The organism is Camelimonas sp. FR25 (assembly GCF_059740505.1).
Genome location: NZ_JCAWFG010000046.1, coordinates 23,067 through 36,320, shown reverse-complemented (window position 1 = coordinate 36,320; position 13,254 = coordinate 23,067). Strand labels below are relative to the sequence as shown.

Sequence of the window (13,254 nt, the reverse complement as noted above, 5' to 3'; positions counted from 1 at the left end):
GCGCGCATCCGGCGCGCCGGATCATCAACGCCCGCTCAGGCCGCCGCGCCGCCCTCGCCAGTTGGCGCTGGCGCCGCGCCGATCAGCACCTGGCGCAGGCGGCGGCCATCGTTGAACCGCGCCGCTGGCTCGGCGCAGGCCATCACCAGGATTTCGAGGAAAGCGATGGGGCGCGGCGGCGCCAGACCTTCGGCGGCCAATTGCGCCAGCGAGGTCTCGAACACCACCTCCCCGGTCGCGCCAGGCGCCAGCGTCAGCCGCGCGAAGTCCCGTAGCAGAATGTCGGGCCGCGACCGGCCAGGGCTGCGCGCCCGCACAAACAGAAACACCGTCTCGGTGGCCGCGCCGTCCCAGCCATCTGCACCGGGCGCCGCCGTCGCGGGCAAGGCATCTGGACGCCCCCCAGCCTGGCGCGCCCCGTCGTGCTGCACGCTGAGGCTGATGCGCAGCGGCGCGGCCGGGTTGGCGGCGTCGACGGGGCTCACCGACAACGCGCTCCAGCGGAAGCGGGCATAGGACAGGCCGTGGCCGAAGGGGAACTGCGGGCTGAACGGCAGATCGGCGTAGCCAACCGAATAGCGGTTGCCGTCCTCGTGTGGCCGGCCCGTGGTGTGGCGAGCGTAATGCACCGGGATCTGGCCGACGGCGCGCGGCCAGCTGACGGGCGTCCGCCCCGAGGGGCTGACCGCCCCGGACAGCACGTCGGCGATGGCCGCGCCCGCCGCCTGGCCAGCGCCCCAGATGGCGAGCACCGCGCAGGGCGCGGCGAACAGATGCGGGGCGACCAAGGGGCGCCCGCTGGCCAGCAGCGCCACCACCGGCACGCCCGCATCCAGCGCGGCGTTGACCAGCGTCTGATGCTGTTGCGACAGCACCGGATTGGCCCGCGCCGCCGCCTCGCCGCTCTGGCTCGCCCGCTCTCCAATGCAGACGATGGCCACGTCGGCCCCGGCCAGCGCATCAGCGGCGGCCAGCGCATCGTCTCCGCACCAGGCGACGCCAGCCTGCGGCCAGGCCGCCCGCACCCCATCGAGAATGGTGACGGTGGCCTCGACGTCGCCGCTCCCGGCCCAGGCGCCGTGCATGTCGACGGCTGAGGCGGCGAGATCACCGAGCACGGCGATGCGCCTGAGATCTGGCGGCAGCGGCAGCAAATCCTGCGGGTCACGCAACAGGGTGAGCGCGGCGCGCGCCGCTTGCCTGGCGAGATCGCGGCGCGCCTCGCGTAGCTCTGGCGGAGATGGCGGGCACTGCCGGTAAGGATCGTCGAACAGGCCCAATTGCTGCTTCAGCCGCAGCACCCGCAGCACGGCGGCGTCAAGGGCGGCGAGGCTGACCAACCCCTCTTCCACCGCCTGGCCGAGGTGGCGCAGATACAGGCCCGACACCATGTCGATATCGACGCCCGCGTTGAAGGCCAATGCCGCTGCTGCGGCTCCATCCTCGGCGGCGCCATGGGCGATCAGCTCGGCCACGCCATTGTAGTCGGCGATGGTGACGCCGCCGAAGCCCCAGCGCTCGCGCAACAGCCCTTGCAGCATGGGCGCGTTGGCGTGCATCGGCACGCCGGCGACGGCGGGAAAGGCTGGCATCAGCGCCGCCACCTGCGCCGTCACCGCTGCGTGGAACGGCGGCAGATAATCGGCGGCCAGCGCATGCTCCGAGACGTCGACGGAATCATATTCGCGTCCACCTTCACCGGCGCCATAAGCGGCGAAATGCTTGACGGTGGCGGCCACCCTTGTGGGGTCGGCAAGATCATCGCCCTGGAAGCCCGCGACCTTGGCGCGCGCCATGCGGGCGTTGACCAGCGGGTCCTCGCCGGCGCTCTCGGAGATCCGGCCCCAGCGCGGATCGCGGGCCACGTCGACCATCGGCGCGAAAGTCAGGGCGACGCCATCCTCCGCCGTTTCGCGCGCCGCCGCCGCCGCCGTCTTTCGCCACAAATCCTCGTCAAACGCCGCAGCTTCACCCAGCGGGATCGGAAACACCGTGCGGTGGCCATGGATGACGTCGAGGCAGAACAGCAGGGGCACGCCGAGCCGGGTGGCGTTGACCGCCTTGTGTTGCAAGGCGCGCGCCAGCTCGCCCCAGAGGTTGAGCACGGCCCCGGTGCGCCCCTGATCGAGGTCGCGCAGGCCGTCTGGCGGCCCAGCCGGGCCGGTGATCACCGCATCGGCGCTGACCATGTGCAGTTGGCCGATCTTCTCATCCAGCGTCATGGCGGCGAGCAGGCGTTCAGGCGTCATGCCTCCCGCCCGACCCTGGGCAGCTGGCGCGCCGGGGCGGGGCGTGGGCGGAACGGCGCCAGACTGGGCTTCGGATCGCCCTCCCCGCCTCGCTTCCGACTCGGCTCGCGACATGACGCCTCCTGGGCTGTTGCGCTGTGAGCGTCGCATTGCCTGGCCGGGCGGGTTGCGACGCAGCCTGACCGCAGACACAGGCGAGCACGGCGCGGCTGATTTGCCAAGGCGTTTGGCCAGAGGGATTGGAAAGCCGCTTGCCAGGTCTTCGCGGGGCGCGTTGCAGTCGCTTCACGAAGGCGCCAGACTTGGTCGCAGGAATTGCGCGCACAAAGCGTGCCAGCTTGACTGACATTGAGGCCGCCGCTAGCCCTGCTTTGCTCCCTTTAACCACGTCAGCCGGGCGAAAATGGGCTATAGTGACGACTTTCCGGCGTTTTTGCGCCGCGATTGAGCAGCATAAGCCTCATTTGGCGCCGAGCGGCTATCTGGCGCGTTATCCCTGCGGCGCGATGGTCCAGGACGCCGCCAATGCACCCGCGTTGGGGCATGGGGGCGAGCGGCCTCGAATACAGGTCGCGGTCTGACGTCACAGCCCGTTTGCAGGCGGCGCAAGTGGGCAAGCGCATCTGATATTCCGGTCTGGCCGCTTGAGGCCCTGACGCGCGAGCCCGCGCGGCAAAGCGTGGGAGCAGTGAATGGCGCGAGCCAGCGACGTCAAGGCGCCCTCGGCGACGACCCCGCCCAATGGCGCAGCCGGTCCTGTCGCCGACGACAGTCCGTCCGGCGGCCTCGACAGCCTCGCCGGCCTGCCACAGGATAATCCGCGCGTATTGTTCGCCGATGTGGTGTTGCTGGTGCGCTCGGCGCTGGTGTCGCCCGAGCGAAACCAGCTTGGACTGCTGATTCTCGGCATCGTCGCCATTGTCAGCGGCGTCGCCTATATGCAAATCCGGCTGAACGCCTGGAACCAGCCGTTCTATGACGCGCTGTCAGCGCGCAATTTCAGCGCCTTTCTGAGCCAGCTGGGCCAGTTCACCATCATCGCCGGCATCCTGCTGTGCCTCGTGGTGGCGCAGACCTGGCTGCAGGAGATGCTCAAGCTGGTGCTGCGCAAGCAGGCCACCCGCGACCTGCTCGATCAATGGCTGAAACCAGGCCGCGCCTATCGCATCAGCCGCGCCGGCGAGATCGGCGTCAATCCCGACCAGCGCATGGCCGAAGACGTCCGCCACCTTACCGAGCTGTCGGCGCAGCTGGCGGTGGGGCTGTTCCAGTCGACGCTACTGCTGATCAGCTTCGTCGGCGTGTTGTGGATGCTATCGCGGTCGGTGGTGTTCTCATGGAATGGCCAGGAGTTCGCCATCCCCGGCTATATGGTGTGGGCGGCGCTGTTTTACTCGGGCGCGGCCTCGTGGCTGAGCTGGCTGTTTGGCCGCAAGCTGATCAGCTACAACAGTGAGCGCTACGCCCGCGAGGCTGATCTGCGCGTCGCCATGGTGCGCGCCAACCAGCATGTCGACGCCATGACGCTGGAGCGCGGCGAGGCCCATGAACGCGCCTCGCTTGAGCAGCCGCTGAACAATGTGCTCGGGGCCATGCGCAATCTGGTCTCGGCGTTAACGCGGCTGACTTGGATCACCTCTGGCTACGGCTGGTTCGCTTTGGTGGCGCCGATCATCGTCGCCGCCCCGGCCTATTTCAGCGGCAAATTGAGCTTTGGCGCGCTGATGATGGCGGTGGGCGCCTTCAACCAGGTGCAGCAGGCGCTGCGCTGGTTCGTCGACAATTTCGCGGTGATCGCCGACTGGCAAGCGACGCTGATCCGGGTGGTGTCCTTCCGCCAGGCGCTGATCGCCCTCGACAGCCAGACGCCGGACCCGGCAAGGCCGCGCATCCACCGCGTCGACAGCGACGGCGAGGAGCTGGCGTTGAAGGGAGTGGAGTTGCACTGCAACAACCACATCGCCCGGCTCAGCGAGGATGTGGTGGTGCATCCGGGCGACCGGGTGCTGATCGTCGGCCCGACCGGGGTGGGCAAGACCACCATGTTCCGCGCCATGGCCGGGCTGTGGAGCCGGGGCGCTGGCGAGATCATCGCCCCACCCCGCCAGGAGATCGTCTTCCTGCCGCGCGTGCCGTTCCTGCCCCAGGGCAGCTTGCGCGATTCCGTGCTCTACGCCTGCAGCGGCCAGGTGGCGGATGATCGCATCGTCGCGGCGCTGGAGCGCGTCGGTCTCGGCAAATATGCCGACAGCCTCGACAAGACAGGGGCATGGGACCGCGAATTACCGCTGGAGGACCAGCAGCGTATGGCGCTGGCCCGGGCGATGATGCAGCATCCACGCTGGGTGATTATGGATGAGGCGCTGCATGATGTCGGCGCCGACGCCAAACATGGCCTGCTCGGCATCTTCGACAAGGAGATGGCTGGCATTGGCCTCGTGTCCACGGCATCCGACGACGCCAACCAGTCGCTGTTCACCCATGTGGTGCGGCTGGAGCGGGTGGAGCGCCCCAAGGGGGCCAAACAGGCGCCGGACGCCCCAACAATGGACGCATCTCGCAACGCCGACGCCGGCGCGCCGGCCTGACGCCGCATTGACGTGACCAGCTCCAGGGCCAGCCCTGGAGCCATGCCAGATAGCCGCGCCGGCCTGAGCCTGAGGCCGGGCGTAAACCGCAGGAGCAATGATATGAGCGATGGGCTTTACCGGATGGCGCCAGTGCGGCGCGGGCTCAGCGATGCGGAATTGCTCGATGAGACCCAGCGCAACACCTTCCGTTATTTCTGGGACTTCGCCCATCCGGTCTCCGGCCTCGCCTATGAGCGCACCGATTTCTTCCATTCGCGGCCAGACACGGCGGCGGTGGGCGGCAGCGGCTTCGGACTGATGGCGATCCTCGTCGGCGTGGAGCGCGGCTTCGTCACCCGGGCGGAGGCGGCGGAGCGCGTGCTCAGGGTCGTGCGTTTCCTGATCAACGCCCCGACCTATCACGGCGCCTTCCCGCACTGGCTGAATGGCGCGACGGGCGCGACCGTGCCGTTCAGCCGCAAGGACGACGGCGCCGACAGCGTCGAGACGTCCTATCTGATGATGGGCCTGCTCTGCGTCCGGCAGTATTTTCACCGTGACGATGCGGTCGAGAGTGAAATCCGCCACTGGGCCGACATTCTGTGGGGCGAGTGCGAGTGGAGCTGGTTCACCCAGAATAATCAGGCGGTGCTGTTCTGGCACTGGAGCCCCAACCATGGCTGGGTGCTCGATCATGAAATCCGCGGATGGAACGAGTGCCTGATCACCTATGTGCTGGCGGCGTCGGCGCCACGCTATCCAGCGCCGCCGCGCGTCTACCATCGCGGCTACGCCGAGGCGCGGGTGTTCGACAACCGCCGCGCCTATGAGAGCATCGAGCTGCCGCTTGGCCCCGACTGGGGCGGGCCGCTGTTCTTCGCCCATTACACCTTCATGGGCCTCGATCCGCGTGGGCTCAAAGACCAATACGCCGACTATTGGGCGCAAAACGTCGCTCACACCCGCATCAATCGCGCCTATTGCATGCGCAATCCTGGCGGCTTCAAGGGCTATGGCGCCAATTGCTGGGGGCTGACCGCCACCGAGACCGACCAGGGCTATCGGGCGCTGTCGCCGACCGAAGACATGGGCGTCATCTCCCCCACCGCCGCCATCAGCTCGATGCCCTATACGCCCGATGAATCGCTGGCGGCGCTGCGCTGTTTCTATGAGGAGAAGGGCGGGCGCATCTGGACCGACCTCGGCTTCGTCTCCTCCTTCAGCGACGCCCGCAACTGGGCCTCACAGACCCACATCGCCATCGACCAGGGCCCGATCATCTGCATGATCGAGAACTACCGCAGCGGCCTGTTGTGGGAGCTGTTCATGAGCTGCCCGGAGGTCAAAAACGGCCTCTCGCTGCTGGGTTTCCGACGCGACGCTGCGGCGTAGGTGGTGGCTTGGTGGTCCGGGGCGTGGATTGTGTGAGGCGAAGGAGGTGCTGGTCCGGCGAGGTCGCTGGCGCCAGCAAGAGCGTGGATGCCCGTGACGAGCACGGGCATGACGGCGGGAGGTTTTGAAGGGCGCCCATAGCCCGGACGTTTTTGAACCGCCACTGGGAGACAGTCATCTCGCCTCGCAATGTCCCAAGGCGCCAAGTCTCCCGGCCAACCAGTCATCCACCCACCCAGCCATCCACCCAGCCACCCAGCCACCCAGCCACCCAGCCACCCAGCCACCCAGCCGTCATGCCCGTGCTCGTCACGGGCATCCACGTCTTTCTCGCGCATCTGATCCAACCCAACCACCCGCCCTCGCGCGCTCAGCCCGTGGACGTCCATTGCCCGGGATCACTGCGCAATTGCGCGGTCAGCGCGGGCGGCGTTGGTGATTTGCCGCGCCAGACGCCCCAGTCGCGGCGCAGGCCGAGGACGTCGCGGACCAGCAGGTTGAGGAACAGGCCGGGGCCGCTGGAGTAGATGCGCCAGCCGCCGTCGGCGGCGATGGTTCCGGCGCGGACGCGGTCCCATTCGGCGTCGGCCTGGGCGCGGTTGTCGAAGGCGGCGTCGGAGCTGCTGAAATAGGCGTTGCGCTGGCGTGGGCTGGCGTTGGCCACCACCGCGCTGGCGTCCACCGGATTGACCTGCGATAGCGCCGCGACCAGCGCCTCCTGCAGCGCGGCGCAGCCCTGGTCATCGCGCGCCGCCTCCAGCCGCGCCGCCAGCGCCTGGGCGTATTGAATGTGGCTGTGGGTGTACATCAGACCGATCTCGCGCCCGAAATAAGCGGCCGACTCCGCCCGGCGGAAGATGGTCTCGACGCCGCCGTGATAGGGCAACGGCCGGTCCATCAGCCGCACCCCGTCTGGATCCGCCAGATGCGCATGGATCAGCGCCAGATGCGCCTCCGCCTGTTCCGGCGTGAACAGCCCGCCGGCGATGGCCCGCACCATGGGCAACATCGAGTAGCGCACGCCGGTGCGATCGTCGGATGGGTGCAGCAACAATTCAGGCAAGGCGCCGTCGAAGCCCGCATCGGCGAACAGGCCATAGCCGGCGATCACCCCGTCGCGGATCAGCAAATGATTGACCTCGCGTTGCATGGTCTCAGCGTCGGCGCGCAGGCGCGCAGCCTGCTCACGCTCGCCGGCGCGCGTCAGGATGGCGGCATAGCGATTGAGTTGCTGATACAGCAGCGCCACCGTCCAGCTGCTGACCATGCGCTCTTTCAGCGACGCATCGGAGGGCTGCAGCGAATCGTTCCAGTCGCCTTCGCCCAGCCGGATCAGATGCGTGCCAGGCAGATATTGGCTGGCGATGGTCTCAAGCAACACATTGATGTGGTCGGCCAGCGTATCGCTGTGGGCGCTCGCCGTCGCATCCTCATAATTGCGCCAGGGGATTTGCGCCCTGAGGCAGGCCAGATCGCCGGTGGCCTCGATGTAATCGCAGACCATTTTCAGCGGCCAGACGATGACGTCGCCGTGGCTTGAACGGTCGCGGATGAAGGAATAGGGCGGCAGCATGAACCACTGCGACCAGTCGCCTCGCCCAGCGTATTGCTCGGCGAACACCGCCAGCATGATGGCCCGCGCCTCGGCGTCATGGCCGAGCGCCAGCAACATTTCGATCGGCCCCTGGCAGACATCGCGCGTGCCCCAGGCCGCGCCGGTGTATTGCTCCAGCCCGTGCGGCACGCTGACGTGCACGATGGCGTTGTTGACCAGCCACGGCGCCGCAAGCGATAGCGCCGCGCCGCGCCCCGGACCGGCGATGGCCAGATCGCGGGTCATGCGGCTCCAGTAAGCGGCCACCGCCTGTTGCTCGGCGTCCGCGTCCCAATGCGCGGCGGCGACGGCGAGCGCCACTGCCCCGGCAGCGTCGCTGAGGCTGCCGGTGATGCAGAAGCTGAACGCCGACACGGCCGTGGTCTCCACCACCAGCCATGGCTCGCGCGTCTCGCCTGCGTCAGCGTCAGCGAACAGCAGTTCGGAGCCGCCGATGCGGGCGACGGCGGCGGCGTCGCCCGCCTGCCAGATATAGACGGATTCCGGATAATTCTGGCCCCACAGCGAGCCCGGATCAGGGCGCAGCAGCGCCCGGCCAGCGGCGGCGTCGACCAGCACGGCGGCGCTCTGGCCATATTCGCGCTCGCCCATCACGCAATGGCCGGCGATGAGCAGCCGCACCGGCGCCCCATCGCTGGCGACGCGCCAGCGCAGCACCGGGCTTGCGGCGCTGGCGAAGGCCGTCACCGTCAGCCGCCCGGCCGGCGCGTCATAGATCCAGCGACAGTCGTTAAGGCCGATCTCGAACGCCGACGGCGTGGTCAGCAGGCGCCAGCCGTCGCCCTGATCGACGAGCAGCCGCAGTCCGCTGGCGCGGGTGATGTTGAAGGGATCGCGCGACACCGAGAACAGCTTGTGGAATGAGGTGTTGCCAAGCGTCAGCTGCGCCCCAAACACCCCATGCATCCAGCAGGTCGTGCAGAAAACATCATCGGCGGGCAGCACGCCCTGGCCGCTGCGGATCAGCGCGCCGTGGCGGCGCTGCATGGCCAGTTCCTTGTCGCGCAGCGCCACGTGGCGGTTTTGCGCGCCTTCAGCGACAAAGAATGACTCCAGAGCGCCGTCCATGTGCTCCTCGCCCAGCCGCTGCGGATACAACGCTGCGATGCTGGCGGCGTCGAGCGCCTCGCCCACCAGCGCCGGCGCCTGTTGCAGCGCCGCGCGGCGAACCGGCTTCAGGGCCAGGGCTTCGGGGGCCTCGCTGGCGTCACGAAGGCGCGCCAGCGCGCGATCGATGATGGCGAGATCCGCTGGCCCCGAGGCCGCAGGATGATCAGCCTGGAACAGGCCGAAGAACCCGACCTCCGTCGTCGCTCCAAGCTCAAGCCTCACCGGCGCCGATTGCAGCGCGGCGCAGGCGACCTCGCGCTGGTAGACCCGTGACGGCAGATCGACGCCGAACGGCAGCACCACAACGCCCTCGCCCCGGAACGACGCGCCGAACACCTCGTCGGCGTCGGTGGCGAAAGCCGCCACGGCGGTAAGGCCGCCATGCGCCGCCCACGGCCGGCGCCCCCCCTGATCCAGCGCCTGGCGCGACAGGATAACCGGGCCGTTCGCCCCATGCTCCACCACCGTGTGGTCGATATATTGCGAGGCATAGGCCTCATTGTTCATCAGGAAGCCGCGATCGCCGAGGCCAAGATCCTGCACCAGCACGACGTCAGCTGTCAGGGGCCCCGCGGCTTTATTGGCCAGAGCGATCCGCCAGGTCCACAGGGCCCCGGCGGCAGGATCATCTGGCGTGTGCAGGGCCAGCGTCACCTGCCAGTCGAGTTCACCAACGCGCCCACGCCACTGCGCCTGCGCGCCGCTGGCGGCGAAATCGCCGGCGAAGCCCGGGCCGAGCAGATCGTGGCTCACCGTCTCACCGGAAAGCCGCAGCATGATGCGGCCGATGCCCCAGGCCACGCCTGAGCCAGCGATCTGGTTGATCATCACTGGGGCAGCGCCGGGGTTGAAGCTCAGCTCATAGAGCGCGCCATTGGGCATGAAGCTTGCGGCGGCGGCGCCGGCGGCGATGCGCACAAGCCCGGCCTCAGCCTCCTGCGGCAGGCGCCAGCCTGGCGGCTGGGTGGCGGCGTCTTCCCCGGTGTGATCGCTCATGCGCTATCCCTTTCTGACGGTAACGCCAGCTTGCCTGCGCCCCTGCCCTGTCGCCGCGCGTGGCCAGTGCGGCGCCAGCCACCGGCCAAAGCAGCCGCCAGCACATGCCTCTGCGCCATGCCAACGCGCGAGAGCGCCTTTGGGTTCACTGCAGAACCCGTTGAGGTTTGCCCATCGAGTTCTGCTCAAGCCCGATCGGCGCCTGAGCCTGGCAGGCGACGCTTCAGCATCGTCGCGACCAGGTCCGCCGGGGCAGACATTGCATCGCCAAAGGCAGCGCCCGCGCGCTCAGCGGGCGGCGGCGTCCTCCAGCGGCAACCGCGCAATCATCACCGACGGATCGTCGCGATCGGCGCGGATCGAGAAACCGAGCTTGCGGCAGACGCCGAGCATGGCCTGATTATCGCGCAGCACCTGGCCTTCCACCACCTCGATGCCGTCGGCCCGCGCCCATTCGATGATCAGCCGCATCAACTCCATGCCGAGGCCAGTGCCCTTGAGCTGCGAATTGACCATGATGGCGTATTCGCCGGTCTCGTGATTGCTGTCGGCGTGCAGCCGCACCACGCCCATCATCTTGCCAGTGGCCGCTTCCAGCGCCACGAAGGCGATGGCCCGGGCGTAGTCCACCTGCACCAGCCGCGCCACGAAGGCGTGGTTGAAGTCGCGCACCGGCGCGAAAAAGCGCAGGCGCAGATCGTCCTCGGAGACGCCCTTCATGAAGTCGATGAACATCTGCTCATCTTCCGGCAGCACCGGGCGGACGAAAAACACCCGGCCATCGCGGGCGGTGATGGTGCGCTCCCATGCCTTGGGATAGGGCCGCACCGACAGGCGCGGATGGCCCGAGCCACGCCGCGCCCTGGTCGGGGCTGGCGCGACGCGAATCCGGGCGTTGAGCGCCGCGACGCCGCGGGCGTCCGACAGCAGCGGGTTGATCTCCAGCTCGCGCACCTCCGGCAGATCGACGGCGATCTGCGACAGCTTGACCAGCGTCATGCGGATGGCGTGTTCGTCGGCTGGTTCGGTGTCGCGATAGCCCTTGAGCCGCAATGAGACTCGGGTGCGGGCGATGAGCACTTCGGCCAGCTTGAGATCGAGCGGCGGCAGCGCCAGCGACACGTCATTGATCACCGACACCGCCGTGCCGCCGCGACCAAACATGATCACCGGGCCAAATTGCGCATCATCGGTGATGCCGGCGATCAGGTCGCGGGCGCTGCGCTCGTTGATCATGCGTTGCACCACGAAGCCGGTGAGCTGGCGGTCGCCGGCCACCTGCTTCAGCTCCTCCACCGCGCCCAGCACCTCATCCTCACTGCGCAGATCAAGCCGGACGCCGCCGATGCGCGAACGGTGCAGCACCTCGGGCGAGACCAGCTTGACCGCGACCCGATCGCCCTGCGCCAGCAACGGCCGCGCCGCCGCCGCCACGTCGCCGCCGAGCGGCACGAAGGCCGCCGGGATCACCGGGATCTCATAGGCCTGCAGCAGGGCCTGGATTTCGACCGGGTTGAGCCAGTCGCGGCCCTCGTCGATCACCCCGGCGATCACCCGCCGCGCCGCCTCGACGTCTGGCGCGAAATCATGCGGCAGCGCGTCCGGCGTCTCCATCAGCAGATCGAGCGCCGCGCGGTAGCGCACCAGATGCATGAAGCCGGCCAGCCCTTCAGCCTCGGTGCTGAAATGCGGAATGCCCGCCTTGTCGAAAATCGGCCCAGCCTCGGTGTCCGACGACATCCACACCGCCAGCACCGGCTTGTGCAGCGCCCTGCCCTTGCGATGCTTCAGCACCGCCTCGACGAGGGCGTTGGCGCTGACGATGGGGTCGGCGATGGCGCTGGGAATATTGATGACCAGCAGCGCGTCGACGCCCTTGTCGAGCAGCAGGGTCGGCGCCAGCCTGGCCAGCGATTCCGCATCCATATAGCCAGTGGTGTCGACGGGATTGCTGACCGGCGCCCGCTGCGGCATCACCTCTTCCAGCTTCGCCCGCGTCTCATCCGACAGTTCGGCCAGTTCGCCGTGCAAATCGAGCAGCCGGTCGTGCGCCACCGCGCCCACGCCCCGGTCATTGACCATGATGGCGAGGCGTCGGCCAAAGAACGGCCGCTGCCGGCCCAGGGTTTCGGCGGCGGAGAACAGTTCATCCAGATCGAACACCCGCAGCAGGCCGGCGCGACGGAAGGCGGCGTCATAGACGGCGTCGCGGGTGGCCAGCGCTGCGACGCTGGTCATGTCGGCGGTGGAAGGGCGCTTCTCGTGGCGGCCCGGCTTCAGCACCACCACCGGCTTGGCGCGGGCGGCGGCGCGGGCCGCTGACATGAATTTCGGCGCATCGGCGATATCCTCGACATAGACGATGATGGCGCGGGTACGGTCGTCGGCGGCGAAATAGTCGAGGCAGTCGGCGACGTCGATGTCGGCCTGTTCGCCGATGGAGATGACGCCGGAGAAGCCGATCTGGTGCTGGCCGCCCCATTCGACGAGGCCATTGGCGATGGCGCCGGATTGCGAGATCAGCGCCAGATCGCCCATGCCGGGCATGCGGGCGCCGAGCGAGGCGTTGAGCCGGGCGCGCGGCGAGATCACCCCGACGCCGCCAGGGCCGACGAGGCGCAGGCCATACTGGCGCGCCTCGGCCCGCACCGCCGCCAGAATCTCCGGCGAGCTGACGCCATGCGACGGCGGCACGAGGATCGCCGCCGAACAGCCGATGCGGCCGGCGGTGGCGACGTTGTCGACAATGGTCTCTGAGGGCGAGACGATGACCACCAGATCTGGCGGCGCGTCTTTCAGTTCATCGAGCGTGGCGGCGAAGCGCACGTCGCTGGGCGCGTCGATGCGGTTTTCAGGCGAGGCGAAGGCGGGATTGACGGCGTAGACGTGGCCGCCGAAGCCGCCGGCCAACAGATTGTTGAGCAGCACCCGCCCCAGCGACCCGGGCCTGCGGCTGACGCCAACCACTGCGACCGACGCCGGCCGGAAAACCCTGTCGAGACGGTACGTGCTCACGCTACTCCCCCTGGCTGCCTGGCGGCGCGGCTGCGGCCTGCCACCGAAATCCCGGCTGCGCTGATGATTCACGTCAGCCGTGACAGTGTTTCGTCATGCGCCGCCCGAGGCAATAGAGACCATGGGGCAGCGGGCGCACGCCTCCTGCCAGACCCCGATGCGCATGACTCATCGGTTGCTGGCTAAGCCGGTGCGGCGCCTGAGCATTCAGGATGCGGATGCGTCAGCATGGTCACATTCTGGCATCAAGGACCTGTGATCGGCAAAGCGGGCGAGCCTGTGGCGGCGGACGGTGGCAAGCAGACGT

The 13,254-nt window shown here is 68.4% G+C and carries 5 protein-coding genes; 2 read left to right on the top strand and 3 right to left on the bottom strand.

Translation table 11 applies throughout. From position 1 onward, the window contains the following. Positions 1–35 precede the first annotated feature (35 nt). A complete protein-coding gene (locus AC6A67_RS06645) occupies positions 36–2,249 on the bottom strand; it encodes a glycoside hydrolase family 3 N-terminal domain-containing protein (RefSeq protein WP_498035767.1) in 2,214 nt (737 codons plus the stop codon). Positions 2,250–2,941: 692 nt separating this feature from the next. On the opposite strand from AC6A67_RS06645, the gene AC6A67_RS06640 reads away from it, so the two are divergent. Together AC6A67_RS06640 and AC6A67_RS06635 are read left to right on the top strand one after the other, a co-directional pair. Beyond that, positions 2,942–4,837 (top strand): ABC transporter ATP-binding protein/permease, encoded by a 1,896-nt coding sequence (locus AC6A67_RS06640; protein ID WP_498035766.1) that lies wholly within the window; start codon positions 2,942–2,944, stop codon positions 4,835–4,837. A 102-nt stretch (positions 4,838–4,939) separates the two neighbouring features. Then, positions 4,940–6,211: a glucoamylase family protein gene (locus AC6A67_RS06635; RefSeq protein ID WP_498035765.1), complete on the top strand. Its 1,272-nt coding sequence runs from the start codon at positions 4,940–4,942 to the stop codon at positions 6,209–6,211. Between the two features lie 370 nt (positions 6,212–6,581). Here the strand turns inward: AC6A67_RS06635 and AC6A67_RS06630 are convergent, their stop codons facing one another. Further along, positions 6,582–9,932 (bottom strand): GH36-type glycosyl hydrolase domain-containing protein, encoded by a 3,351-nt coding sequence (locus AC6A67_RS06630; RefSeq protein WP_498035764.1) that lies wholly within the window; start codon positions 9,930–9,932, stop codon positions 6,582–6,584. A gap of 288 nt (positions 9,933–10,220) precedes the next feature. Beyond that, positions 10,221–12,947 (bottom strand): bifunctional acetate--CoA ligase family protein/GNAT family N-acetyltransferase, encoded by a 2,727-nt coding sequence (locus AC6A67_RS06625; RefSeq protein WP_498035763.1) that lies wholly within the window; start codon positions 12,945–12,947, stop codon positions 10,221–10,223. Positions 12,948–13,254: the final 307 nt, after the last annotated feature.